Genomic DNA, 26,433 nt, shown 5'->3' with positions numbered 1-26,433 from the left:
GGCCCGCTGCGCGGGACGCTGGACAAGTCGCTTTTCGCGTGCTTTTATGGCAATATGGGTTGACATTCAATCCAGATTGACCTGAAAGGCAGGTGGCGCATGGACTTGATCACTTCCGCCGTCGTGGCAGCCATCGGGCATGGCGCGCCCGGCCATGCTCCCGAAGCCATCGCCAGCCACTATGAACGCCTCAAGCAAGCCATCGCCAAGTTCGACGGCGCCGCCGCCATCCTGACCGCCATCGCCGCGCTGGAAACGGCGCCAGCCGATCCCCGGTTGCAACTGGCCCTGTCGGCCGCCCTGTCGGCCGCGAAAGTGCCGGACGACATGGAAACCCTGTTTGCCGCGCAAGGCTTGCTCGATGCGGTGCAGCCCCCGCTGCGTCCATTTCCCCCGTCGCCCGCCCCTGCCGACCAGGGCGCCGTCGTGTCGAACTATGCGGTGGTGAAAGTGTATTTCGCCACGGACCGCCAGCGCGACGTGGGCAAGCCGCCGGCCCAGCGCTTCAGCGGCGAACGCAACATCATGGGCGGCAATGGCCCCCTCAGCTATGGCAGCTGCGACGTCAGCATTCCCCGCGACCATCGCATGGGGCAGCTGGAATCGCCGTCGCTGTGGCGCCTGGAATTTCGCGACGACCCGGCCAAGCACGTGGTGGTGCTGTCGGCCGACGTGCAAGACCGCGGCAACTTCTTTGCCGCCTTGAAGACCCAGATCCGCGCCTCGGCCGGCAGGAGCGCCTTTGTCTTCGTGCATGGCTATAACATGAGTTTCGAGGATGCGGCCCGGCGCACGGGACAGATGGCCTACGACCTGGGCTTTGACGGCGCGCCCGTGTTCTACAGCTGGCCGTCGCGCGGCGAGGTGGCCGGCTACACCATCGATGAAAACAATATCGAGTGGAGCACGCCCCACCTCGCCAGCTTCCTGGCCGACTTTCTCGCCAGCACGGAGGCAGCGCAAGTGTATCTGGTCGGACACAGCATGGGCAGCCGCGGCCTGGCGCGCGCCGTGGCCGACTTGCTGGCCGCGCAGCCGCAGCTGGCGCAAAAGATTACGGAAATCATCCTGTCTGCGCCCGATATCGACGCCGCCATCTTCAAGCACGATATCGCGCCGAAACTGGCTGGCGCGCGCAATCCCGTCACCCTGTATGCCTCGTCGCAAGACCTGGCCCTGGCCGCCTCGAAAGCCGTGCACGGCTACCCGCGCGCGGGCGACAGCGGCGCCGGCATGCTGATCGTGGCGGGCGTGGAAACCATCGACGCCACCGGGGTCGACACCAGCTTCATGAAGCACTCTTACTTTGCGGAAAAGCGCTCGGCCCTGTCCGACATGTTTTATCTGATACGCAACCAGGCGCGCGCCGACCAGCGCTTTCTCGACCCCGTCGATACGGTGGTCGGGCGCTATTGGACGTTCAAACCGTGACGCCGTTCCATCGAGTGCGGCACGCATGCTAAGATACGGCCCAGAGGGTGGCAACGGGCACGGCGATGACGCCGCCAGCCGATCCCCCGCAAGCAGGCCTATCATGTTGACATCATCTTCTACACCGCAAGCCGAATCGCTGATCCGCAACACCAACGCCCGCGTCACCAAGACGCGCGTGAAGGTGCTCGACTTTTTAATGGCGCAAAGCCGTTCGCTGACCCACCATGAAATCCAGCAAGCGCTGTCGCAGGACAGCGACATCGATTCCGTCACCCTGTATCGGGTGCTGGAATGGCTGACGGAAAATGAACTGGTGCACCGCATCGCGGGTGCCGACCAGGTGTGGCGCTTCAGCGCGGGCGCCGGCCACCAGGCGCACGAACACGCGCACTTCCAGTGCACGAAATGCGCGAACGTCACCTGCTTCAATGAAGTCAAGCTGCCCCCGCCCGTGCTCTTGCCGGAAGGTTTCAGCGGCGGCGAAGTCGATTACCTGATCAAGGGCTTGTGCCCGCGCTGCAAGTAATCGGCGGCAGCATTACCTGATCAATAAAGCCAGGTGATGCTCGTCATAGAATAGCTCGCCCACGCGCATCGAGCGCGGTTCCGTGCCATACGCGATAAATCCCAGCGATTCATACAGCCCCAGGGCGGCATTGTTTTCCGCATTCACGCTCAAATGCACTTGCATGACGGCGGGGTCCGCTTCGGCCTGGGCGATGCAGGCGTTCACGAGGCGCCGCGCCACGCCCTTGCCCCGCTGCGCCACATCGACAAACACGCCCCACAGCAAGGCCTTGTGCGACAGTTGCCGCATGGATTCACGCCGCAAGCCGGCAAAGCCGACCAGGCGTTCGCCATCGAAGGCGCCGAACGCCCGGTGCAGCGGGCCGTCGGCGATGCGCTGCACGTGTTCTTCGGGCGTGCGCGCCAGCTCATCCTCACGCGACGAGGAAAACGAGCTGGGCGAATCGAGGATGGCGCGCAGGCGCAGCGCGCAAAAGGCGGCGGTGTCGGCCGGCGTCAGCAGGCGAATGACGATTTCAGGTGCGGGCATGGTGGAATCCGGCAGTTTTTTTCCATTATACCCACGCCCCCGCCTCAGGCACGCACGCGGCGCAAACCCAGCAAGGTCCAGCCGTACAGGGCCGCCATCAGCAACACCATGGCCGCACCGAGGGCCGCCGTCCAGCTTTCCGGCAGCGACCAGGCCGGATCGAGCTTGCCGGCCGCCATGCAAGCGGCCATGGCCACACAGATGGCGACGATGGGCCAGCCCAGGCGGCGCCGGAAGGCGCGCACGAGATCAATCTGGCCGGTGCGCATGACTTTTGCCGTAACCCAGCCATCGAAGGTATCCGTCACGCCCATGCCGACGGCGAATACCAGGCCCGTGAGCAAGGCCGGCTGCATGCCGCCCAGCGCGACGGCCGCGTAGCCCCAGGCGGCGGCCTGCAAGGCCGTGTCGAAGACCAGCGCGAACAGCATGCCGACGAGAATGGCGGCGAGCGGCCCGGATGCGCCCCGCAGCCAGCGCGGCAGCAGCCGGCCGCGCACCTCGGCCAGCTGGGCGCCGGCCAGCAAGCTGCGCGCATTCAGGGCCGCAATCAGCAGCAGCAAGGCGATGGGCAGCCATTCCAGCCAGCCGAACACGGTTTCCGACGGTGAAAATTGCTGTGACGCCACGGCGGCCACGGCCACGATGGCCAGCACGGTGACGCCATGGCCCAGCGCAAACAGCGCGCCCATCCACGGCGTCCAGCGCGGCGCCGCGGCCTGGCTGCGCAGGGTCAGGCCGTCGACGGCGGCCAGGTGGTCCGGTTCCAGCCCATGCCGCATGCCCAGCAAAAAGATCAGCGCCAGGGCGGGCAAGCCCGCTTCCACGCTCACGCCGCCACCTCGGCCGGGCTGTCCGCCTTGGCCACGCAGCGGTCCAGGCCACGGGTCAGCATATCCTGCGGCAAGTCGCGGCCGATGAAGATCATCTTGCTGGCGCGCGTTTCCCCGTCGTTCCACGGTGCGCCCAGTTCCGAGCCCATCAGCATGTGCACGCCCTGGAAGACGGCGCGGCACGGCACGTCGGCCACGTACAGGATGCCCTTGTAGCGCATCAGCTGGCTGCCGAACAGCTGCACCACGGCATCGAGAAAATTCTCCACCTGCAGCAAATCGAGAGGCCGGGACTGGTGATAGACGAACGATTGCACGCCGTCGCCATGGCGGTGGCCCAATTCTCCCAGGAAATCCGGCTCCAGCTCGACGATGGCGTTCAAATTGAAACCGCGGATGTTCAGGATGTCGCGCAAGGGCACATTGCCAAAGCGCACTTTCTGGATGCTGGCGCGGCCATTGATGGCGACCAGGCGCTGGCGCAGCGCGGCCAGCTCGTCTTTGCCGACCAGATCCGTCTTCGACAGCAGGATGCGGTCGGCGAAGCCCACCTGCTCCTGCGCTTCCTTGTGCGCCGTCAATTGCTGCTGCGCATGACGCGCATCGACCACCGTCAGGATGGCGTCGAGCATGTAGTACTCGCTGACGGATGGCTCCGCAAAGAAGGTTTGCGCCACGGGGCCGGGCGCGGCCAGGCCCGTCGTTTCGATGATCACGTGGTCGAAAGCGATGGTGCCGGCTTCGCGTTTGGCATGCAACTCGCCCAGGATGCGGATCAGGTCGCCGCGCACGCTGCAGCAGATGCAGCCATTGTTCATTTCCACGATCTGCTCGTCGCTGTCCTGCACCAGCAAGCCATGGTCGATGCTTTCGGCGGCGAATTCGTTTTCGATCACGGCAATGCGTACGCCGTGATCGCCCTGCAATATGCGCTTGAGCAAGGTGGTTTTCCCGCTGCCGAGAAAACCCGTGATGATGGTGACGGGGATCAATTCTGTCATATTTGTTTCCTATCGATGGTTAATCTTCCAGTTCTTCCATGCGTTGCCATTGCGGAAACGGGTCGGGCAGCTTGCGCCAGGCGGCCATGCCCTGGCGCGTTTCCGTGTAGTTCAATTGACATTTCTTCAAGTCCGCCTCGATGGCGGCCTGGTCCATGTCCTGGCCGATGAAGACGAGCTCCTGGTAGCGGTCGCCATACGTTTCGCTCCAGCCCGCCTTGACTTCCGCCAGCGAGGCCGCATCCGTGGGCCAGCGCTCCTTCGGCACGGACGCCCACCACAAGCCCACGGGTTCGATATTCATCAGCTTGCCCGCGCCGGACAGGCTGGCCACCCATTCGGGCCGGCTGGCCAGCCAGAAATATCCCTTGCTGCGCACCACGCCCTTGATCGGCTGGGCAATGTAATCGTGCAGGCGCTGCGCGTGGAACGGCTCCTTCGCGCGATAGACGAAGCTGCTGATGCCATACGTTTCCGTCTCCGGCGTGTGCACGCCGGCCAGCTCCTGGGCCCAGCCGGGCATACCGGCCGCCTGTTCCAGGTCGAACAAGTTCGTGCCCAGGATGGCGTCCAGCGGCACGATGGACTGGTTCGTTTCGATGATGCGCGCGCCGGGATTGAGGGCTTTTAAAATGGCCAGCACGCGCAGACGCTCGTCCGCCGCCACCATGTCGACCTTGTTGAGGACGATGACATTGGCAAATTCGATCTGTTCCGTGAGCAAATTGGCCAGCTGGCGGTCGTCGCCCTCGCCCGCGATTTCGCCCCGCTGCTCCAGGCTGTCTTCGCTGTGGAAATCGTTGAGCAGGTTGGCACAGTCGACGACGGTGACCATGCAGTCGATGCGCGCCACGTCGTTCAAGCTGTCGCCGTGCTCATCCTCGAAGTCGAAGGTGGCGGCCACGGGCATCGGTTCGCCCACGCCCGTCGATTCGATCAGCAGGTAATCGAAGCGGTCTTCCGCGGCCAGGCGCCGCACTTCCAGCAACAGATCGTCGCGCAGGGTGCAGCAGATGCAGCCGTTGGACATTTCCACGAGTTTTTCTTCCGTGCGCGACAGGGCCGCGCCGGCCGCCGCCGCGCTGTCTTTCACCAGCGAAGCGTCGATATTGACTTCGCTCATGTCGTTGACGATGACGGCCACGCGCTTGCCTTCGCGGTTGCGCAGTATGTGGTTGAGCAAGGTGGTCTTGCCGGCGCCGAGAAAGCCGGACAGGACGGTGACGGGGAGTTTGCGCTGGGTCATGGATATCTTTCGGATGGGGTGATCGGGTTGTCAAGCAAGGGGGAAATGGACGGCCGCATTTTAAATGCAAGTCGATTGCGTTTGAATTATAATGCAGCTCAGTTGCATTTGTGCGGCAATCTTTGCCTGCCGGCCAGTTACCCGAAAGAACTTCATGCTCCACCTCGATTCACTCACCTACGGCTATGACCCCGCCCGCCCCGTGCTGGACATCGCCGCCTTTCACTTGCCCGCCGGGCGCCACGCCCTGTTGCTGGGACCATCCGGTTCCGGCAAATCGACCTTGCTGCATTTGCTGGCCGGCATCCTGGCACCCCAGGCGGGCCGCCTCGACGTGGCGGGCACGTCCCTGCCCGGCCTGACGCCGCGCCAGCGCGACAGCTGGCGCGGCCGCGCCGTCGGCTTGCTGCCCCAGCAACTGGCGCTGGTGCCCAGCTTGAACGTGCTCGACAATGTCTTGCTGCCCGCCTACGCCAGCGGCCAGCGGCCCGATCCGGCCCGCGCGGCCAGCCTGCTGGGCCAGTTGGGCTTGGCCGACAAGCTCGATGCCTACCCGCATGCCCTGAGCGGCGGCGAACGGCAGCGGGCCGCCATCGCGCGCGCCGTCGTCATGCGCCCGCAACTGATCCTGGCCGACGAGCCGACGGATAACCTCGACGACGAGGCTTGCTCCGCCGTCGTCGCGCTGATGGCCAGCCAGGCCGCGCAAGTGGGCGCCTCGCTGGTGATCGCCAGCCACGACGCCAGGGTGTTGGCCGCCTTGCCGCACGCTGTCGTGCTGCGCCTGCCGCGCGCCAGGGTGGCGGCATGAACGCGGCCACCCTCGCCTGGCGCGCTCTGCGCCACAAGCCGCTGGCGTCCAGCCTGAACCTGCTGCTGGTGGCCATCGGCATCGCCATGATGACCTTCATACTCGGCATATCAAACCAGCTGGAAGAGCATGCGGAGCGCGATGCGCAAGGCATCGACCTCGTGGTGGGAGCGAAAGGTTCTCCACTGCAGCTGATCCTGTCGTCCGTGTATCACGCCGATATTCCGACCGGCAACATCCCCGACACGGCGCTGGCGGCGCTGGCCGCGCAGCCGCTGGTGAAAGCGGCGATCCCGCTCGCGCTGGGCGACAATTTCCACGGTTTCCGCATCGTCGGCAGCACCACGGCGCTGCTCGACCATTACGGCGCGCGCCTGGCGCAGGGAACGCCGTTCGCGCAGCCGATGCAAGCCGTGTTCGGCGCCAGGGCGGCGCGCGAGACGGGCGCCATCCTGGGCGCCCGCTTTGCCGGGTCGCACGGGCTGGCGGCGGGCGGCGAATTGCACCAGCACGCGCCCTACACGGTGACGGGCATCCTGGCGCCCACGGGCACGGTGCTGGACCGCCTGATCCTCACGCCCGTCGCTTCCGTGTGGCGAGTGCATGAAACGGACCCCGATGAACAGCCGGCCGTGCCAGCCGCAGCGCCCGAACGCGAATTGACGGCCGTGCTGGTGCAATACGCGTCGCCCCTGGCCGCCCTCAGCCTGCCCCGCTGGGTGAATGGCCAGCCGCGCCTGCAGGCGGCGCAGCCCGCTTTCGAGGCGGCGCGGCTGTTCAACCTGCTGGGCGTGGGCATCGCCGTGCTGCGGGCGATCGCCGCCGGCGTGCTGCTGGTGGCGGCCCTGTCGCTGTTCGTCGCCCTGTACGGCGCGCTGGAAGAGCGCAAGACCGACCTGGCCATCCTGCGCACCCTGGGCGCCTCGCCCGCCAAACTGCTGCGCTTGCTGTTGGCGCAAGGCTTGCTGCTGTCATTGACGGGCGCGGCGCTGGGCTGGCTGCTGGGCCATGCGGCCGTCGGCGTGCTGGGCTGGCTGGCATCGATGCAGGAGCTGAACCTGCAAGCCTGGCGCATCGCGCCCGGCGAAGCGTGGCTGCCCGTGATTGCCGTGGCCGTGGGCTTGCTGGCCGCAGGCCTTCCCGCCGCGCGCGCCTACCGCACCGATATCGCCGCCACCCTGGCGCGCACCTGAAAGGAAAAACATGTTGAAAATCATTGTCTTGACTGCTTGCCTGCTGCTGGCCGGCAGCGCGGCGGCGGCCCCTACCGACGAACCGCCCTCGTTTTTTGCCCCGTTGACGGACTTGCCCGGTGTCGTTTCGTGGAAACTGCTGGGCCAGGCCACCACGGTGAAGGCGAAAAAGGGCCGCATGGTGCCGAAATACACGCCGGAAATCAGCGCGCTCGACAATACTGACGTGAAAGTGCAAGGTTTCATGATGCCTTTGGAACCAGGACAAAAGCAGAAACACTTCCTGCTGACCATCACTTCGGCCAGCTGTCCCTTTTGCCTGCCGGCCGGCCCGGAAGGCGTGGTGGAGATCAAGAGCCGCAGCCCCGTGAAATTCAGCTACGCACCCTTCATCGTGCAAGGCAAGCTGAAAGTGCTGGCCAGCGACCCCATGGGCCTGTATTACCGCATGACGGACGCGGCCGTGGTGCCGCAATGATGCGCTGGCCCGCGCTGCTGCTGGCGTTCGCCTGCCAGGCGCACGCCGCGCCGCTATCCTTCGACCTGCCCCGCCTGGATGCCGGCGGCAAGCTGCGCCTTGAGCAATTCCACGGCCGGGCCGTGCTGCTGAATTTCTGGGCCAGCAATTGCCTGCCTTGCATCCAGGAGTTGCCGATATTTAACGCCCACGCCGCCAGCCAGCCGACACTCCCCGTCATCGGCATCGCCATCGATACGCGGGCGGCCGCGCAAGCGTTCCTGCGGCGCCACCCGGCCAGCTATCCCCAGGCCCTGGCTGCGCCCGGCTTGCTGCCCACCTTTGGCAATCAAATCAAGGGCTTGCCATACACAGTGATTGTAAATTCTCAACATCGGCTCTGCATCCGGCGCCTGGGACCGGTCGATGCGGCCTGGCTAGTCACGGCCGCAGCCGCCTGCGCGCACCCCTGAATCCATGCGCCTTGCACGGCTGTCATCGCCGCGTCATATGGCGGCGTTACAGTCGCGTCCTTTGAATCTTTCCGAGGGCGGTAATGAAAACAAATTGGGTCATGCTGGCAGCGCTGGCAAGTGCAGGTCTCGTCGGTTGCAACGGCAGTTCGAACACGGCGCCGGCCATTCCGGAAGGCACGACGGTCACCGTCGCCTTGCTGGAAACCACGGATATCCACTCGAATGTCCTCAGCTATAACTATTACGCGCTGGCCGAAGACACGAGCCTGGGCCTGGAACGCACGTCGACCCTGATCCAGGCGGCGCGCGCGGAAAATCCGAACAACGTCTTGCTCGACGATGGCGACGTCATCCAGGGCACCTTGCTGGCCGACCTGCAGGCCGTGGCCGCGCCCGTGCCGTGCAGCGGCACCTTGGCCGTGCACAAGGCCATGAACGCGCTGAAATACGATGCGGGCGGCATGGGCAACCACGAATTCAACTACGGCTTGCCTTACCTGAGCCAGATCACCAACACGGATTTCGGCATTCCCGGCGTGGCCAAGCCGACGGGCACGTGCGGCGCGCCGGCCTTCCCTTCCGTGCTGAGCAATGTCGTCGGCGTGTCCAGCGGCAAGCCGATTTTCCAGCCCTACACCCTGCTGCCCCGCGATTTCGCCGCCACGGCGCCCGATGGCAGCAAGCTGACCGTGAAAATCAATGTGGGCGTGCTGAGCTTTGTGCCGCCGCAAATCCTCGAATGGGACCAGAAAGTACTCGCTGGCAAAGTCAGCGTGACGGGCGTGCAGGAAGCGGCGAAACAGTACGTGCCGGAATTGCGCAGCAAGGGCGCCGACCTCGTCGTGGCCCTGTCGCACGGCGGTCTGGACACGAGCGCCTACAGCCCGAAGATGGAAAACGGCAGCTATCACCTGACCAGCACGGGCATCGATGCCTTGATGATCGGCCACTCGCACTTGATCTTCCCGAAAGGCAAGGAAACGGGCGCGGCCGCCCTGGACGCCTCGTTTAGCGCCTTCCCCGCCAGCGCCAAGATCGATGCCGAGAAAGGCTTCGTCAATGGCGTGCCCACCGTCATGGCGCAAAGCTGGGGCCGCCGCCTGGGCATCATCAAGCTGACCATGGCCTACCAGGGCGGCAAGTGGGTGGTGCAGCCGGCCAAGACGACGGTGGAATCGCGCGGCTTCAAATACACCGATGGCAAGACGCTCGTGAACGCGGACCCGGCGATCGCCCCGCTGGTCGCCACGGAGCACGCGGCCACCATCGCCTACGCCAAGCAACCGCTGGGCATCAGCACGGATTTCGAGATGTCCGCCTACTTCGCGCTGGTGGGCGACGTGAGCGCCATCCAGCTGGTGAACCAGGCGCAGCTCGATTACGTGAAAAATTTCATCGCCACCAGCACGGATGCCACCTTGTCCAGCTACAAGAACATCCCCGTCATTTCCTGCAGCGCGCCATTCAAGGCGGGCCGCAACGGGCCATCGGACTTCACGGACGTGGCCGCTGGCGCTTCCCCTGCCGCGCCGGTCGGCTTGCAAGTGCGCAATCCGGGCGACCTGTATTTATATAGCAACAACAACCTGCAAGCCGTGAAGATCAAGGGCGCGGACTTGAAAGCCTGGCTGGAAGCGTCGGCCAAACAATTCAACCAGATCGACCCGGCCAGCAGCGCCGAGCAAGACCTGGTGCCGTCGTATGGCACGATCTATAACTATGACGTGTTCTACGCGGAAAACAATGCGCTGACGTACCAGATCGACGTGACGAAAAAGCCGGGCAGCCGCATCGTCAACCTCACGTACAAGGGTGCGGCCGTCGCCGATGGCGATGACTTCATCGTCGCCACCAACGATTACCGCGCCGGTGGCGGCGGCGCCGTGCCTGGCATCGATGGCAGCAAGACCATCATCAAGTCGCCCGATGCGAACCAGGCCGTGGTCAGCAATTACCTGGCGTCGCTCAGCACCAAGGGCGGCAAGGTGACTCTGGCCAACAATGGCAGCGCGCGCAGCTGGAGCTTCGTCAAGACGGCCACGGCCGGTCCCGTGATCCTGCGCTCGGCGCCCGGCCATCTGGCGCTGGCGCAAGGCAGCGGCATCACCAACGTGGCGGCCGAAGGCGGACTCGACGCCAGCGGCTTTGCCAAGTACCGCATCGACCTGAGCAAATAAGGTCCGAGGGCCGGAACAAGCGCAGTTCCGGCCCGTTTTGATGAAAGTTGATCACAATGAAACACGCACTCTCCCTGCCCGCCGTCGTGCTGGCCTCCGTCCTGGCCGCTTGCCAGGCGTCGCCACCGCCCACGGCGGCGGAAATCGAAGCCGTCGCCATGCATGCGCGCCAGGCGGGCGACCACCAGGCCGAGCGCAAGGTGCGCAGCTGGGCCGGCAAGGACATGCCCGTCGCCGAGCGCGAACTGGCGCTGATTTACCAGCCCCGCGCCGAACGCCGTGCCGAGGCCTTGAACCTGTTCGAACAGGCGGCCCGCGCCGGCGACACGGAAGCGGCCTTCGAGCTGGGCCAGATGCTGCGCGCGGCCACGCCGGCCCAGGCCTGGCTGTGGTACCGCCAGGCGGCGCAGCAAGGCCACGCGAAGGCGGCCCTGATGCTGGGTTTGCTTGCGGCGAATGGCGAAGGCGTACCGAAAGACGCCGTGACCGCCGCGCACTGGCTGGACAAGTCCAGCGAGCTGGGCAATCCACACGCCATGTTCCTGCTGTACAACGCCTACCGCGAAGGCCGCGGCGTGCCGCGCGACCTGGCGAAAGGCCGCGAATTGCTGGAAGAAGCGGCCCACCACGAATACCCGCCCGCCATCCAGGAACTGGCCATGACGGTGCAAGCGGACGACGCTCTGCGCGCCGGCCACCTGATGAAGGAAGCGACGGAGCACCGGCACAATAACTGGAACAAGTTTTAAGCCAGGCCAAGGCCGGCCCATATTGCCAAATGGAATGCTTGCCGGTGGCATAAGCTTGCCTGGCACGGACAGCTGTTCGCGCACAATTTTATCGCGAGGCAGGCATGGCAGATCACCGGTTGGGCCCCATGACAAAGAGCGACTTGCAGTTCAGCTATCCGGATGGCCCGGCGGCGGGCGACGACCCGGCGCAGCGCGGCATCCCCGACAGCACCTTGCTGAACCGCCACGAATGGTATGAAGTGCTGTACAGCTGCAACAGCTGGTCCGGCGGCAGCCTGGCGACGGCGCTCAAATGCGAACGGCTGATCCAGCGCCACTTGCCCGCCGACATACGCGGCCATGCCGCCGTGCTGACGTGGCTGCGGGCGAACTGGGCCAGCTATCGCTGATACCGCCAATACATATCGCCAATACGTCGGAAATCACGCTGCGCTTTGCGCCAGGTCAATCGTGTTGGGCTGGACAAGGCCGAGAGGCTATGATGGGCAAGCCGCTTCCCCGGACGCGGCGGGGCTGTTGCCGGCTCCGAAATGGATTACACTGAATTTGCTTTTTAGAAATTTGTTACTCTGGACCAGCCTCGGTGAGCACGTCGTACACGCTCAGCCCAGCCAGTGTTTGGGTAGGCCCTGGCTCGTCCGTTGACCTCCCCTATAAAGAAAGAGTCCAATGAAAAAGCTGACCACCGCCTTTGGCGCGCCCGTAGTCGACAACCAGAACATCCAGACGGCCGGCCCGCGCGGCCCCGCCCTGCTGCAAGATGTGTGGTTCCTGGAAAAGCTGGCCCACTTCGACCGCGAAGTCATTCCCGAGCGCCGCATGCATGCCAAGGGTTCCGGCGCGCACGGCACGTTTACCGTCACGCACGACATCACGCGCTACACGCGGGCGAAAATCTTTGGCGAAGTGGGCAAGCAAACGCCGATGTTCGCGCGCTTTTCCACGGTGGCGGGCGAGCGGGGGGCGGCGGACGCGGAACGCGATATCCGCGGCTTCGCCCTGAAGTTTTATACGGAAGAAGGCAACTGGGACCTGGTCGGCAACAACACGCCCGTGTTTTTCATGCGCGATCCCTTGAAATTTCCCGATTTGAATCACGCCATCAAGCGCGACCCGCGCACGGGCTTGCGCAGCGCCAACAGCAACTGGGATTTCTGGACCTCGCTGCCGGAAGCCCTGCACCAGGTAACGGTGGTGATGAGCGACCGGGGCTTGCCGCGCAGCTTCCGTCACATGCACGGCTTCGGCAGCCATACCTTCAGCTTCCTGAATGCGCAAAACGAGCGTTTCTGGGTCAAATTCACCTTTAAAACCCAGCAAGGGATACAAAACCTGACGGATGCCGAAGCGGAGGCGCTGGTGGGCAAGGACCGCGAAAGCTCGCACCGTGACCTGTATGAAAGCATCGAAAACAAGGATTTCCCCCGCTGGACCTTGTACGTGCAGATCATGCCGGAAAAAGAGGCAGGCACGTATCACCTCAACCCGTTCGACCTGTCGAAAGTGTGGCCGCACGGCGACTATCCGCTGATCGAGGTGGGCGTGCTGGAATTGAACCGCAATGCCGACAACCATTTCGCGGAAGTGGAACAGGCGGCCTTCAATCCGGCCAACGTGGTGCCCGGCATCAGTTTTTCGCCGGACAAGATGCTGCAAGGCCGCCTGTTCTCGTATGGCGACGCGCAGCGCTACCGCCTCGGCGTCAACCACAGCCATATTCCCGTCAACGCGCCGAAATGCCCGTTCCACAGCTATCACCGCGATGGCCAGATGCGGGTCGACGGCAACCAGGGCGGGACCCTGGGCTATGAACCGAACAGCGAGCAGGAATGGGCCGAGCAGCCCGATTTCCGCGAGCCGCCGCTCAGCATCGAAGGCGCGGCCGACCACTGGAACCACCGCGTCGACGAAGATTACTATTCGCAGCCGCGCGCCCTGTTCCGCTTGATGACCGCGGCGCAGCAGCAAGCCTTGTTCGACAACACGGCGCGCGCCATCTCGGGCGCCTCGGAACAAGTCAAGCAACGCCACATCGGCAACTGCACGCTGTGCGACCCTGCCTATGGCGCGGGCGTGGCCGCAGCGATCGGCCGCCTGAGTCCAGGCTGACAGTAAACACGGAAGGCCTGGCGACAGGCCTTCCGCCGCCATCCGCGGCCTGGTGCCCCCGCCGCCAGGCCGGCTGGCCTAGCGCTGCTGGATATCGATCTGGCCCGTGATGCTCGTTTCCACCGGATAACCCTCGACCTGCAACGGCACGCGCCGCTTGACGGACGAGTCGCGCAGATACACGACGAGCGCTTCCTTGCCCACGGCCGTCTGCCCCAGGCTGACGCCTTCCACGCCGTCGATGGCCATCAGCGCCCGCTCGTTGCGTCGCCGGGCCGCTTCCAGGCGGCCCTGAGGTGCGGCCTGGGCATGCTGCCCCGGGCCCTGTCCAGGGGGGGCATCCGGCAAATACGGCATGGCCGCGTCCTCGAAGACGGCATATGGCGATTGTGCGAACTTACTGTTTGACATGACACATCCTCCTGATATGACAAACCCTCCCGATGCCTTGCATGATACACCCGGCCAACCGGCGCTGCAGCACGCTTCGCCAGCCAAGACCCTGCGCGACAGCCGGCCTTGCGCAAGACTTGAGCAAGACTTGAGCTAGATCGTCATCGTGCAAAAAACAGCGCCGGGCAAGGCGGCGCGGGGCCGCCCGACCGGCTCCTAAGGCGTGCTCAAGTGTACAAATTGATGTCGAGCGCCACCACCACGCGCCGCATCTGGTTGGCAAACGTGATGTTGCCGCCGCCGGCAAACAGCAGGCCGACGGGATTGCGCTGCTGGTTCCAGGTCCAGATGGACGAGCCGGAATCGCCGCCCGCGCTGAAGGCCCCGCTGACGCCCGTGATGGCGATCTGGTCTTGGAACAGCGCGATCCTGCCGCCGCCGTAATTGACGTTGATGGTGGCGCCCAGGCCCGTGATGCGGCCCTGCGTCAATTGCGTCGTGCGGCCGGACTTGCCGACCATCATGCCGAGTGCGGGTGCCACGAGCGCATTGCTGATGCGGAAGTACGCGGGCACGCCGCCGCTCAGGTAGACCAGTTCGGGACGCACCCTGTCTGGCCAGGCCCAGCCAGTGGCGCAATCGACGAAGTTGACGCCGCCGCTGAAATTGATGGGCACGAAACGCTCGAGCACGGCCACCTGGTCTTGCGGACAGCGGCCGCCGTCGATGGGGCCAGGCTGCACGATGCAATCGTTGAACACGCCGCCGTTGGAATTGGCCAGCACGTGATTATTGCTAAGAATCATCAGGCGGCTGTTGCGCGGCGCGCTGCGCCCCACGGCCAGGCAGCCGATGGTGCCGGCCGTGATGCGGAAATGCCCGACCGACACGCCACCCGGCGCGGGGCGCAGGCGGAAACGGTGGGGCTGCGCATCGATCACGCCCGTGACGACGATGTTGACGGGCACCTTGTCGCTGGCCACGGCGCGCACGCCCATGGCCCCCACGATGGCGGCCTTGGCCCGGTCGACGGAAGTGGGTTCGGCCACGTACAGGGTCAGGGCCGGCAAGCCCGGTTCGCCGGACGAGCTGTCGCTGGCGCCCTCGCCCAGGCCGATGGACACGCCCTGGATATTGCCGCTGTCGCTGAAGGCGTCGGCCGCGCGCGCGCCGCCCGCTTGCGCGATGCTTTGCCGCATGCCGTCCTCGATGCTGCGCTTGATTTCCAGCAATTCCATGCTGACGCCGCTCAGGGCGTCGGGCACGTCCGCGACGGATGCGCTCTCGATCGTATTGTCGTCTTCGCCGGGGACGGAAAACTGGCCGACGGCCTCTTCATCGTCCGCGCTCTGTCCCCTGCCGCTGCTGCCGGGCGGGGCGCTGAAACCATTCTCGTTGCCTATCATCGTGTTCTCCTCGTGGGTCGCCGCAAGCTTCCAGTGTGGACGGGCTGCGCGGGCCGGTATTGATCTGGATTGAACCGCGTGGATGCCTGGCCGCCCTGCCCCATTGAGGGCCAGCGATTGCAAAAATAGTTCCCTCGCCAAGGTTGAGCGGGATCAGGCGTGCGGGCAGAGGCGCCGCCGTATACTTGGCCGACAGGCTGGAACCGGGCCTGCTCCACGGCAGCAACGCCAGCAACAGCAAGGATGGGGAAACAATGACGAGCCCTGCAATAACGAACCCTGGTATGACACGCCAATCCGACGACGCCCCTGCGGCAGCGGCCTCAGCCGGCGCCAATACAGCCGCCGACAATACGACGGACGCCGGTGGCGCGGCCCAGCATGCGGGTTTCGTGCACGGCATGGCGGCCTGGGCGGAAAAACACCGCATCACTCCCTGGCGCGGCAGTTTTGCCGACTTCCTCGAGCAAATCCTGCCCGGCCGCGCGCCCCTGCTGACGCGCAGCGCGCACCAGTACCTGTGGGACATGATGCGCTGGAATGGCCAGACCGACGGCAACGGGCGCTTCCGCTGCCGCCTGTTCGACGACGAGCTGTTCGGCATCGACGAGGCGATCGACCGGGTCGCCGCCTACTTCAAGGCGGCCGCCGCCGGTTCCGAAGTGGGCCGGCGCATGTTGCTGTTGCTGGGCCCGCCATCGGGCGGCAAATCGACCATGGTGATCCTGCTCAAGCGGGGCCTGGAAGAATACAGCCACAGCAGCGAAGGCGCGCTGTACGGCATCGCCGGCTGTCCCGTGCACGAATCGCCGCTGCACCTGGTGCCGCACAGCATGCGCGCCGACTTTCGCGCCAGCTATGATGCCGAACTGCAGGGCGAACTGTGTCCACATTGCCGCGCCCGCCTGGAAGAGCAGTATGCGGGCGACTTCCTGCGCATGCCCGTCGAGCGCATCCATTTGTCCGAGGCGGGCCGCTGCGGCATCGGCACGTATGCGCCGCACGATCCCACGACGGCCGACCTGGCCGACCTGGTCGGTTCCGTCGACCTGTCGAAAGTGGCGCAATACGGCGACGAAGGCGATCCGCGCGCCTGGTCGTGGTCCGGCGCCGTGTACGCGGCCAGCCGCGGCATGCTGGAAATGATCGAAATCCTCAAGGTCAAGCGGGAATTCCTCTACTTGCTGCTGACCTTGACGCAGGAAAAGAATGTCAAGGTGTCGCGCTTCCCCCTGATCTACCTCGACGAAACCATTCTCGCACACACGAATCTGGCCGAATTCCGCAAATTCCTGCAAGAGAGCGAAAACGAGGCGCTGCTCGACCGCATGGTCATCGTGCAAGTGCCCTATACGCTCAATTACCGCGAAGAAGCGCGCATCTACCGCAAGCTGATCCTCGCGGCCGCGCCCGCCTTCCGCGACGTGCACCTCGATCCGCACGTGCTGCATGCGGCGGCCGTGTTTGCCATCCTCAGCCGCATGCCCGAGGGCGAGGACAAGGAGGCCGAGCTGGTCAAGAAACTGCGCATCTACGCGAACGAAGATGTGGACGACTTGCAGCCGGCCGACCTGCGCCGCATGCGCGAGCGCGACAAGTCGCCCGACGAGGGCCTGTCGGGCGTGTCGCCCCGCTTCGTCATCAATGCCTTGTCGCACGCCATCATTTCCGCCCAGCGCAACAGCCTGTCCACCATGGACGTGCTGCTGGCCCTGAAAGACGGCATCGAAAACGATGCGCGCATCGAACCGCGGCGCAAGCGCAAATGGGTCGATTACCTGGTGCTCACGCGCAAGGATTTCTATAACCGCTGGGTCAAGGCCGACGTGCACAAGGCCTTGTTCGTGTCATTCGAGCAAGAAGCGCAAGACTTGCTGAACAAATATCTCGATGAAGTCGAAGCCATGCTCGACAACCGCCAGATCCGCGATCCCATCACCAGCGAAGAGCGCCGTCCCGACGAGCGCTTCCTGCGCGCCGTGGAAGAGAAAATCCACATCAGCGACTCGGGCAAGCAATCTTTCCGGCAAGAAGTGGTGCGCAAGGCCATGAGCGCCTTCAAGCGGGGCGAAGCGTTTGGTCTGGCCAGCCATGCGCCATTGCACGACGCCATCCAGCAATACCTGTTCGAGCAGCGGCGCGACGTGCTGCGCCTCGTCGGCTCGGCCAAGCGGCCCGACGACGACGTGCGGGCCAGGATATCCGCCGTCGAGCAGCGCCTGGTCGACGAATACGGCTATGACGCCCATAGCGCGCGCGAAGCGCTCAACTACGTGACCACCTTGCTGGCGCAGGAATAGCCATGGCCGCCACCACGACGCCAGGCAGCGGCACACAGGATGCCCATCCGGCCTGGGGGGATTCCACGGAACCCGCAGGCACCGCGGACCCCGCCGCCACGGCCGGCTCCGCCGGTTCCTCCGGCGCGGCGGCGGCGGCGGGTGGCGCGCCAGCCCTGGCCCGGCCCTGGTACGCGCTGTTCTCGCGCGGCGCGCGCGACTGGCTGCGCCACAACCAGAAAGTGCGCGAAGCCGTGCAGGCGCACTTGCCCGAGCTGGTCGCCACGCCCGACCTGATCGACGGACCGCAGCAGCGCACGGTGCAAGTGCCCATGCGCCTGCTCGAACATGCGCGTTTCCGCCTGGCGCCCGCGCGCAGCAGCTTGGGCGCGGGCCAGGGTGACGGCCAGCCCGGCGATATCCTGCGCCCGGCCCGGCCCGCCGCCACTGGCGGGGCCGGCACGCAAGGTGACGGCGGCGATGGCGAGGGGGCCGTGCGCCTGCTGCTGGAGTTTCCCATCGACGACATACTCGACTGGCTGTGGGACGCCTTCGAATTGCCGCACCTGACGCCACGCCACCTGGGCGCCATCGACGACGTGCGGCTCGTGCGTAGCGGCCTGGACCGGCATGGCGCCCGTTCGCGGCTGGACCGGCGGCGCACCGTCAAGGAAGCCATCAAGCGGCGCGCCCTGCAAGCGCAGCCAGTGCCCTTCACCAATGAGGACTTGCGCTACCGCCAGGTGCTGCCGCAACCCCGGCCCAGCACGAACGCCGTCGTGTTTTTCGTGCTGGACGTGTCGGCCAGCATGGCGCAGCCCGAGCGCAAGCTGGCCAAATCGTTCTTTTTCTTTGCCTTGCAAGGCTTGCGCCGCAGGTATGCGCGCGTGGAAACGCGCTTTATCGCCCATACGACGCGGGCCTGGGAATTTTCCGAAGCCGAGTTCTTCCAGGTCAATGGCATGGGGGGCACCATGGCGTCCACCGCCTTTCGCCTGAGCCGCGAATTGCTGCAGGAACACTACGCGCCGGGCCGTTACAACGCCTATCTGTTCTATGCCTCCGATGGCGAAAATTTCAGCGAAGACCGGGGGCCGGCCAGCGCGGCCCTGGGCGAACTGGCCGGTTTGCTCAACTATATGGGCTATGTGGAAACCGTGCCCGGCGTGCCGCGCAGCCTGGAAACTGAAATGCACAGCTTGTTCGCGGAGCAGGAACGGCGCGGCTTGCCCTTGCACAGCAGCATCCTCGGCAAGAGCGACGACGTGTGGGAAGCCATCCGCACCTTTTTCCGGCACGAGGCGGCCGATACGGAGGATGCGGCATGATGCGGCATGACGCCCCGCGCCACGCCAACACGGCCGATATGGCCGATACAGCGGACACGGCGAACACAATTGGCCTGGACGGCTACGCGGCGCGCATCGAAGCGCTGGCGCGGCAACTGGGGCTGGCGTTCGCCCCCGTCGAGTTCGAGCTGGTGCCGGACAGTTTCATGGCCGAGATCGCCATCTATGGCTTGCCCGTGCGCATGCGCCACTGGTCGTTCGGCGTGCGCTACATCCACCAGCTCGTGCATCAAAAGATGGGCAACTCGCATATGTTCGAAGTCATGTTTCCCGGCGACCCTTGCCATGCCTACATGGCCGAACACAATTCCGTGGCGGAAAACACCCTCGTCACGGCCCACGTGCTGGGCCACGCCGATTTCGCCAGCCGCAATGCCCTGTTCCTGCGTTTCGGCGCCATGGCGGGCCAGCACATCCTGGAACAGAGCGCGGCGCGGGCGCAACGTCTGGAAATGGCGCTGCAACGCCACGGTCAGGAACAGGTGGAAGCCGTGCTCGACGCGGCACTGGCGCTGGAGCAGCACGTGGACATCCACGCCGAGCTGCACCGCCCGCCCTATGCCGCGCCGTCCGGACCGGCCGGTGTCGCCGGCAGGCGTGGCGGCGCCGGGGGAGACGATCCGTTTGCACAACGCTACCGGCGCCTGCCCGGCGAAGCGGCCGCGCTGGCGGCGCGCGAGGCGGCACGGGCGCGCGTGACGCAGCGTCCGCTGCTGCCGCCGCAGCCCGAGTACGATTTACTATGGTTCATCGCGCAACATGGGCCGGACCTGGCCGACTGGGAGCGCGACATTTTCCTGGCCGTGCGCGAAGAGTCGTTTTACTTCTATCCCGTGTACGCCTGCCAGATCATGAACGAAGGCTGGGCCTCGTACTGGCATGCGCGGCTGCTGCGCGAAGCGGATTTCCTGCCGCCGGCCCTGTACCTGGCGGCCCTCAAGTCGCATTCGGACGTGGTGCGCCCATACGCGGGCGAGCACCAGCAGGCGCTGGCCGTCAATCCCTATCACCTGGGCTTTTGCATGTGGGAACACATCATCGAACGCGAAGGACTGGCGCGGGCGCGCCAGATTTGCCGCGACGACGATGACTGCAGTTTTATTCGCAACTATCTGGACGCCGAACTGGCTGACCGCCTGGGCCTGTTTGTGCATGAAAGCCGCCGCGACGGCGAAACGCGGCTGGCCAGCCGCGATTTGCGGGTCATCCGCGAAGCCATCCTGGCGCCCAAATACAACTATGGCGCACCGTGCATCGCCGTCACCCTGCTCAACGACGACGGCAGCCTGGTGCTGCGCCACGACCACCTGCGCGATGGGCGCGGCCTCGACCTGGAGCGGGCGGAACAGGTGCTGGCGTATATCGCCCGCGTCTGGCGCCGTCCCGTCACCCTGCATACGGCCGACTTCCGGGGCTCGCCCCGGGTGCTGCGCAGCAAGAGCGACGGCGTACCCGAGCCGCCCGCACCGACAGCGTCAGCAACAACGTCAACAGTAACGTCAGCAACGCCGACAGCGCCGCCCACGCAATGCTGAACGCTAGGCCACCAATCGGTCTGGCGGTCTCGCGGCCGGGCGGCAGGCGGACGGATGGCGAGCCAGCGCATCTGGCATGGGTATCCGGCATGTGCATCTGGTATGGGTATGTGTGTGTATATGTATCTGATATGCATGTCAGCATGCATATCTGGCAATGAAAACATGCGAATGGCCAGTGCCGGACGCGCACGCCGCCGGCCGCCTGCGCGCGCACCGCAAGCGCGGCCGGCTCGTGCCTGCCTGGCCGGCGTGTTTTTCAAGCGCCGTCCGCCTGCGCCACATACCAGGCAATGGTGTGCCGCAGACCTTGCGCCAGGTCGTGCGTGGGCGCATAGCCGAGCAAGCGGGCCGCCTTGGCGATGTCCGCCTGCGAATGGCGCACGTCGCCGGCGCGAAACTCGCCGTACTGCGGCGCCTGCGGCACGTGCTGCGGGCGGGCGGCAAGCAGCATCTGCTGCATGGTGGCGTGCAGCTGCGTCAGGCTGGTGCGGGCGTTGACGGCCACGTTGTAGACCTGGTTGACGGCCGCCGGGTCGGTACCGGTGGCGGCGAGGATATTCGCTTGCACGGCATTGTGCACGAAGCAAAAGTCGCGGCTGGTGGCGCCGTCACCATGGATGTGCACGGCCTCGTTGTCCAGCATGGCGGCGATCCAGCGGGGAATGACGGCCGCGTAGGCGCCCAGCGGGTCCTGGCGCGGACCGAAGACATTGAAGTAGCGCAGCCCCACCGTCTGCATGGCGTAGCAGCGCGCGTACACTTGCGCATACAGTTCATTGACATATTTGCTCAGGGCGTACGGCGACAGGGGTGCGCCGATGTGTTGTTCCACTTTCGGCAAGTCCGGATGGTCGCCGTACGTGGCGCTGGAAGCGGCATACACGAAGCGCCGCACGCCCGCCTCGCGCGCGGCGGCCAGCATGTTCAGGAAGCCGCTGACATTGACGGCGTGGCAAAGCAGCGGGTCTTCCAGCGAACGGGAGACGGAACCGAGCGCCGCCTGGTGCAGCACATAGTCGACGGCAACGCCGGCGCCGGCGCCGGGACCGTCCGGATCGTCCGGATCTGCACGGCCATCCGGAGGTTCGCCGCCGTCGCTTGCACCGGCGGCATGACCCGCATGGCGCCCGGCATGAGCGGCATGCGCGGCGCCGATGCTGGCGATGTCGGCACCGGCACCGGCGACGCCGCCTGCGCCTGCCATGCCGGCCATGCTGGCAAAACCGGCCATGCCGTCGCCTGCTCCGCACGCGCGCGCGCACGCTTGCGGATCGCGGATGTCGCCTTCGATGAAGGTGAAGCGCCGCCACGCCTGCTCGCCCACGCTGGCGCGCACCTGCTCCAGGTTGTGGCGGTGGCCCGTCATGAAATTGTCGAGGCCGCGCACTTCCTGTCCCAGGTTCAGCAGGGTTTCCAGCAAGTGCGAACCGATGAAGCCGGCCACGCCCGTCACCAGCCAGCGGCGCGGCGCCTGCGCCAGCCGTTCGCAGGCCAGCGCGTACGCGCCGGCAGCCGGGCCGCCAGCGATAAGGCCAGTGGGAGCGCCAGCGGGGGCGCCTTGCACCGCGCCCGCCGCCCGATCGAAGGCTCCGGCCGCCATCACAGCCGCCACACGTGCAAGCCGCCGTCTTCCAGCGGACGGGGGTCGAAATGCGATTTGATGTCGATGAAGCAACCGTTTTCCAGCACCTTGGCCTGGAAGTCCGCCAGCGGGCGGGCCAGCAGGGCCTGGTGCGAGACGGCGCTGATGATGGCCTCGGCACGCGGCAGCTGTTCCCAGCTTTCCAGGGTCAGGCCGTATTCTTCCAGCGCTTCGCGGCCATCGGCCACCGGGTCGTGCACGTGCACCTGCACGCCGTACGATTGCAGTTCGTGGATCATGTCGACCACTTTCGAGTTGCGCAAGTCCGGGCAATTTTCCTTGAAGGTCAGGCCCAGCACGTTCACGTGCGCTCCCTTCAGCTTGAAACCTGCCCGCACCATTTCCTTGATGGTCTTTTCCGCCACGAACTTGGCCATGCCGTCGTTGATGCGGCGCCCGGCCAGAATCACGTGCGGGTGGTAGCCCAGCATTTCCGCCTTGTGCGTCAGATAATAGGGGTCGACGCCGATGCAGTGGCCGCCCACCAGGCCGGGACGGAACGGCAGGAAATTCCATTTCGTGCCCGCCGCCTGCAGCACTTCCAGGGTGTCGATGCCGATGCGGTCGAAGATGATGGCCAGCTCGTTCATCAGCGCGATATTCAGGTCGCGCTGCGTGTTTTCGATCACCTTGGCCGCCTCGGCCACGCGGATGCTGGAAGCCCGGTGCACGCCCGCCTCGACCACGCCTTCGTACAGGGCGGCCACCTTGTCGAGCGTGGCGGCGTCGTCGCCCGAGACCACCTTGCGGATGCTGTGCAGGGTATGGTCGCGGTCGCCGGGGTTGATGCGCTCGGGCGAAAAGCCCACATGAAAGTCTTCCTTCCAGCGCAGGCCCGAGTGCTGTTCCAGGAGGGGGATGCAGATTTCCTCGGTGGCGCCCGGATACACGGTGGACTCGTAGATGACGATGGCACCGCGCCGCATGTGCCGCCCGACGGCCGCGCTGGCGCCTGCCAGGGCAGAGAAATCGGGATTGTGCGCGCTGTCGACGGGCGTGGGTACGGCCACGACGATGAAATCGGCCAGTTGCAGCTCGGCCGGATCGCAGCCGACGCTCAGCCCTTGCGCCGCCAGCAACTGTTCATGGCTGACTTCGCCCGTCGGGTCGATGTGGCGCCGGTAGCTTTCCACCTTGCGTGCCGACAAGTCGAAGCCTATCGTGCGCTGGCGCATGCCGAACGCCACGGCCAGCTGCAAGCCCACATAACCGAGCCCCACCACCGCCACCACGCCCGCCTTGCCATCCACCTTGCTATCCGCCTTGCTGTCCATATGCATGTGCTCCGAAGGGTTGCGGCCTGAGCATCGCCGTCCGGGAAATTCTACGGTCGCCGGTCCGGCCATTCTTGAGCGGGAACAAGGAACGCGGGGCGGCGGCCGGCAGGCGCGCGGAGAATCGGCGGCTTGTTGAGCGCAATCAAGGAGAGCGGCGGCCATCTTTTTAAGCTAGGCCATGCCGATCACTCATGCACGCCGCTACCGGAGACTTCCATGGCCCGTTCCCTGCCCCGCCCTTTCCCCGGCCTGCCGGCCGCCGCGCTGTGCTGCACCCTGCTGCTGCCCCTGCTGACGGCTTGCCACGGCACGCAGAGCAGCGAGACCCTGCTGGCCGACGCGCAGCAGTACCGCCAGAAAGGCGAGGCGCGCGCCGCCATCATCCAGTTGAAGAACTTGCTGCAAAAAGAGCCGGACAACAAGGCCGCGCGCTTGCTGCTGGGCAGCATCTACATCGACACGGGCGAAGCGCTGTCGGCCGAGAAAGAATTGCGCAAGGCAAAGTCGCTGGGCCTGGCGACGCAGCAAGTGATGCCCTTGCTGGGCAAGGCCTGGCTGATGCTGGGCCAGTTCGACAAGGTGCTGGCCGAGATCCCCGACGATGCGGCTCAGCCCGCCAGCGTGCTGGCCCTGCGCGGCGACGCCTTGCTGGCCCTGGGCCGCCAGGACGAGGCGCGCGCCGTGTACGCGCGCCTGCTGGAAGCCCATCCGGACCAGCTCGAAGCCTTGCTGGGCCTGGCGCGCCTGGCCGCGCTGCAACAGCAGGTGCCGGCGGCCGAGCTGCTGCTGGCGCAAGCGTTGAAAGGCGCGCCCGCCAACCTCGACGCCTTGCGCCTGCAGGGCGACCTGCTGCGCCTGCAAGGCAAGAATGGTGCGGCGCGACTCGCCTACATGCAGATCCTCAAGATAAAACCGGACAATACCCAGGCGCACATCGACCTGGCCAACCTCGACATCCTGGAAAACCGCTACCTGGAAGCGGCGGCCCAGCTGGCCACGGCGCGCAAGACGGCGCCCAACAGCCTGGGCTTGCTGCAAACCCAGGCGCTGCTCGATTTCCGCGAAGGCAAGCACAAGGCGGCCTTGCAAGGCTTGCAACTGGTGCTCAAGGCGGCGCCCGACCACATGCCGTCCATCCTGCTGGCCGGCGCCGTGCAACTGGCGCTCGGCTCGCCGCCCCAGGCGGAAAGCTACCTGCGGCGCTTCCTGGCCGTGTATCCGCGGCACCTGTATGCCGTCAAGATGATGGCGTCGATCGAATTGATGCGCAACAAGACCGACGCGGCGATCGACTTGCTGCAGCCGATGCTGGCCGCCTTCCCCGAAGACGTGGAATTGCTGTCGCTGGCCGGCGAAGCCCACTTGCGCGCGCGCCAGTACGACAAGGCGACAGCGTATTTCGAACAGGCCAGCATCCTGGCGCCGGACACGGCCAGGCTGCACGCGGCGCTGGGCATCAGCCGCCTGGGCCAGGGCGAGAACGGCCGCGCCATCAGTGAACTGGAACGGGCCAGCATGCTCGACAAGAGCACGCCGCAAGCGGGCACCATGCTGGTGATGACCTTGCTGCGCAACAAGCAGAACGACAAGGCCCTGGCCAGCGTCAAGATGATGGAGCAACAGCAGAAAGGCACGAATCCCTTGCTGCTGAACCTGAAAGGCGGCGTCTACCTGGCCTTGCACGACTTGCCGGCCGCGCGCGCCAGCTTCGAGCAAGCGCTGGGCATGGACCCGGTCTACCTGCCGGCGCTGAACAACCTGGCGCAAATCGACCTGGTCGAGAAAAAGCCGGAGCAAGCCAGGCAGCGCTTCGAACGGGCGCTGGCGAAGGCGCCGAAAAATGCCGACCTGTGCGCGGCGCTGGCCAAACTGGCCGCGTCGCAGGGCAAGACGGACGAGGCGCGGCGCTGGCTCGAACGGGCCCACCGCGACAATCCCGACGCCGTCGCGCCGGCCCTGCTGCTAAGTAACTTTTACCTGAAGACGGGCGCGCCCGACAAGGCGCTGGAACTGGCGCGCACCCTGCAGACGGGCCATCCAGGCGACGCCGATGCGCTGGCCCTGCGCGCCCAGGTGGAATACAGCGCCGGCCTGGCGCCGGCCGCGCTCGACAGCTACATCAAGCTGGCCAGCATACAGAGCACGTCGGCCCCCTTGCAGATGCGCATCGCCAGCCTGCACATGGCGCTGGGCGACCATCACAATGCGCTGCAAGCCGTCAAGCGGGCCCAGGCGCTCGACCCGGCCCTGCTGGAAGCGCGCGTGGTGGAAGTGGCCATGCTGCTGACCCTGAACCGCCAGCGCGAGGCGCTGGCCGTGGCGCGGCAAGTGCAGGAACAGCAGCCGAAGCTGGCGGCCGGCTACAAGCTCGAAGGCGACGTCCTGATGGAACAGAAGCTGCCGCAGCAAGCCGTCAAGCTGTACCAGCACGCCTTCGGCATCAGTCCCATCGGCCCCTTACAAGTGCAGCTGTACCGCGCCTTGCAGGCGTCGGGACAGGAGCGCGAAGCCGATGCGCGCATGGCCGCGTGGCTGAAAGAGCATCCGGAAGACTTGCCGACGCGCACTTACCTGGCGGGCACCCGGCTGGCCGCCAAGCAATACCGCGCCGCCATCGAACAGTTCCAGTATGTCGTCGCCAAGGATGCGGGCAACGTGGTGGCCTTGAACGACCTGGCCTGGGCGTATCAGCAGGAAAAGGATCCGCGCGCGCTGGCCACGGCCGAGCAGGCGCTGAAGCTGGCGCCCGAGAATGCCGCCGTGCTCGACACCCTGGGCTGGATCGCGCTGGAGCAAGGCGACGTCAAGCGCGCCACGACGCTGCTGCGCAAGGCGGCGGGCCTGGCGCCCGCATCGCCCGAAGTGCAATACCACCTGGGCGCGGCCCTGGCGAAATCGGGCGACAAGGGCGGCGCGCGCAAGCAACTGGAACAACTGCTGGCCGCCAACAAGGACTTTCCGCAGCGGGCCGCGGCGCAGGCCTTGCTGACCCAGTTGTAGGCC

The 26,433-nt window shown here is 65.7% G+C and carries 22 protein-coding genes; 14 read left to right on the top strand and 8 right to left on the bottom strand.

Annotation, left to right across the window (positions count from 1 at the left end; translation table 11 throughout):
- Positions 1-99: 99 nt before the first annotated feature.
- Together VPH40_RS02585 and VPH40_RS02580 are read left to right on the top strand one after the other, a co-directional pair.
- Complete coding sequence (locus VPH40_RS02585; RefSeq protein WP_328572565.1) at positions 100-1,431, top strand: alpha/beta hydrolase; 1,332 nt, start codon at positions 100-102, stop codon at positions 1,429-1,431.
- Between the two features lie 103 nt (positions 1,432-1,534).
- Complete coding sequence (locus VPH40_RS02580; RefSeq protein ID WP_034787417.1) at positions 1,535-1,960, top strand: Fur family transcriptional regulator; 426 nt, start codon at positions 1,535-1,537, stop codon at positions 1,958-1,960.
- A gap of 12 nt (positions 1,961-1,972) precedes the next feature.
- Here VPH40_RS02580 and VPH40_RS02575 read toward each other — a convergent pair whose 3' ends face one another.
- From VPH40_RS02575 to zigA, 4 genes are read right to left on the bottom strand one after another with little or no spacing between them, the layout of a single operon-like run.
- A complete protein-coding gene (locus VPH40_RS02575; protein WP_099668040.1) occupies positions 1,973-2,491 on the bottom strand; it encodes a GNAT family N-acetyltransferase in 519 nt (172 codons plus the stop codon).
- Between the two features lie 44 nt (positions 2,492-2,535).
- Complete coding sequence (locus VPH40_RS02570; RefSeq protein ID WP_099668041.1) at positions 2,536-3,324, bottom strand: HoxN/HupN/NixA family nickel/cobalt transporter; 789 nt, start codon at positions 3,322-3,324, stop codon at positions 2,536-2,538.
- Positions 3,321-4,325, bottom strand: coding sequence for a CobW family GTP-binding protein (locus VPH40_RS02565; RefSeq protein ID WP_099668042.1), 1,005 nt, complete (start codon positions 4,323-4,325; stop codon positions 3,321-3,323). Before VPH40_RS02565 ends, VPH40_RS02570 begins: the two co-directional genes overlap by 4 nt.
- 19 nt (positions 4,326-4,344) lie before the next feature.
- A complete protein-coding gene (zigA, locus tag VPH40_RS02560) occupies positions 4,345-5,571 on the bottom strand; it encodes a zinc metallochaperone GTPase ZigA (protein ID WP_328572564.1) in 1,227 nt (408 codons plus the stop codon).
- A gap of 154 nt (positions 5,572-5,725) precedes the next feature.
- Between zigA and VPH40_RS02555 the strand changes: the two genes are divergently transcribed.
- The 8 genes from VPH40_RS02555 (at position 5,726) to VPH40_RS02520 (ending at position 13,546) form a co-directional block, all read left to right on the top strand.
- Positions 5,726-6,382: an ABC transporter ATP-binding protein gene (locus VPH40_RS02555; protein ID WP_328572563.1), complete on the top strand. Its 657-nt coding sequence runs from the start codon at positions 5,726-5,728 to the stop codon at positions 6,380-6,382.
- Entirely contained in the window at positions 6,379-7,575 is a 1,197-nt protein-coding gene (locus tag VPH40_RS02550) for an ABC transporter permease (RefSeq protein WP_328572562.1), read from the top strand. Before VPH40_RS02555 ends, VPH40_RS02550 begins: the two co-directional genes overlap by 4 nt.
- A 10-nt stretch (positions 7,576-7,585) precedes the next feature.
- On the top strand, positions 7,586-8,053 hold the full coding sequence (locus tag VPH40_RS02545) for a DUF3299 domain-containing protein (RefSeq protein WP_328572561.1): 468 nt from the start codon (positions 7,586-7,588) through the stop codon (positions 8,051-8,053).
- Positions 8,050-8,505 carry a TlpA family protein disulfide reductase gene (locus VPH40_RS02540; RefSeq protein WP_328572560.1) on the top strand — a complete coding sequence of 152 codons (456 nt, stop codon included), beginning with the start codon at positions 8,050-8,052 and terminating at the stop codon, positions 8,503-8,505. Before VPH40_RS02545 ends, VPH40_RS02540 begins: the two co-directional genes overlap by 4 nt.
- 83 nt (positions 8,506-8,588) lie before the next feature.
- Positions 8,589-10,685, top strand: a complete 2,097-nt coding sequence (locus VPH40_RS02535; RefSeq protein ID WP_328572559.1) for a bifunctional 2',3'-cyclic-nucleotide 2'-phosphodiesterase/3'-nucleotidase — start codon at positions 8,589-8,591, stop codon at positions 10,683-10,685.
- A gap of 56 nt (positions 10,686-10,741) precedes the next feature.
- Positions 10,742-11,434, top strand: coding sequence for a tetratricopeptide repeat protein (locus VPH40_RS02530; RefSeq protein ID WP_305051903.1), 693 nt, complete (start codon positions 10,742-10,744; stop codon positions 11,432-11,434).
- A gap of 128 nt (positions 11,435-11,562) precedes the next feature.
- Complete coding sequence (locus tag VPH40_RS02525) at positions 11,563-11,826, top strand: hypothetical protein (protein WP_328572558.1); 264 nt, start codon at positions 11,563-11,565, stop codon at positions 11,824-11,826.
- Positions 11,827-12,106: 280 nt separating this feature from the next.
- Entirely contained in the window at positions 12,107-13,546 is a 1,440-nt protein-coding gene (locus tag VPH40_RS02520) for a catalase (RefSeq protein ID WP_289897978.1), read from the top strand.
- Positions 13,547-13,624: 78 nt separating this feature from the next.
- On the opposite strand, the gene VPH40_RS02515 is transcribed toward VPH40_RS02520, so the two are convergent.
- Together VPH40_RS02515 and VPH40_RS02510 are read right to left on the bottom strand one after the other, a co-directional pair.
- On the bottom strand, positions 13,625-13,957 hold the full coding sequence (locus tag VPH40_RS02515) for a hypothetical protein (RefSeq protein ID WP_305055429.1): 333 nt from the start codon (positions 13,955-13,957) through the stop codon (positions 13,625-13,627).
- Between the two features lie 209 nt (positions 13,958-14,166).
- Positions 14,167-15,345 (bottom strand): hypothetical protein, encoded by a 1,179-nt coding sequence (locus tag VPH40_RS02510; RefSeq protein WP_289905039.1) that lies wholly within the window; start codon positions 15,343-15,345, stop codon positions 14,167-14,169.
- A gap of 284 nt (positions 15,346-15,629) precedes the next feature.
- Between VPH40_RS02510 and VPH40_RS02505 the strand changes: the two genes are divergently transcribed.
- From VPH40_RS02505 to VPH40_RS02495, 3 genes are read left to right on the top strand one after another with little or no spacing between them, the layout of a single operon-like run.
- Complete coding sequence (locus VPH40_RS02505) at positions 15,630-17,645, top strand: serine protein kinase (RefSeq protein ID WP_328572557.1); 2,016 nt, start codon at positions 15,630-15,632, stop codon at positions 17,643-17,645.
- A gap of 2 nt (positions 17,646-17,647) precedes the next feature.
- Complete coding sequence (locus VPH40_RS02500; RefSeq protein WP_328572556.1) at positions 17,648-18,952, top strand: DUF444 family protein; 1,305 nt, start codon at positions 17,648-17,650, stop codon at positions 18,950-18,952.
- Positions 18,949-20,508, top strand: coding sequence for a SpoVR family protein (locus VPH40_RS02495; protein ID WP_328572555.1), 1,560 nt, complete (start codon positions 18,949-18,951; stop codon positions 20,506-20,508). Before VPH40_RS02500 ends, VPH40_RS02495 begins: the two co-directional genes overlap by 4 nt.
- A 259-nt stretch (positions 20,509-20,767) precedes the next feature.
- Here the strand turns inward: VPH40_RS02495 and VPH40_RS02490 are convergent, their stop codons facing one another.
- Both VPH40_RS02490 and VPH40_RS02485 read right to left on the bottom strand, forming a co-directional pair.
- Positions 20,768-22,111 (bottom strand): SDR family oxidoreductase, encoded by a 1,344-nt coding sequence (locus VPH40_RS02490; protein WP_328572554.1) that lies wholly within the window; start codon positions 22,109-22,111, stop codon positions 20,768-20,770.
- Positions 22,111-23,433: a nucleotide sugar dehydrogenase gene (locus VPH40_RS02485; RefSeq protein WP_289905044.1), complete on the bottom strand. Its 1,323-nt coding sequence runs from the start codon at positions 23,431-23,433 to the stop codon at positions 22,111-22,113. Before VPH40_RS02485 ends, VPH40_RS02490 begins: the two co-directional genes overlap by 1 nt.
- Positions 23,434-23,646: 213 nt before the next feature.
- Here VPH40_RS02485 and prsT point away from each other — a divergent pair, with 213 nt between their 5' ends.
- The gene (gene prsT, locus VPH40_RS02480; RefSeq protein ID WP_305061836.1) at positions 23,647-26,430 is read left to right on the top strand and encodes an XrtA/PEP-CTERM system TPR-repeat protein PrsT; all 2,784 of its coding nucleotides are present in this window, start codon (positions 23,647-23,649) and stop codon (positions 26,428-26,430) included.
- Positions 26,431-26,433 lie beyond the last annotated feature (3 nt).

Origin of the sequence: Janthinobacterium sp. P210005 (genome assembly GCF_036231865.1) — a bacterium.
Taxonomy (GTDB): Bacteria; Pseudomonadota; Gammaproteobacteria; order Burkholderiales; family Burkholderiaceae_D; genus Janthinobacterium; species Janthinobacterium kumbetense.
This window is presented reverse-complemented; position numbering and strand designations above follow the sequence as displayed.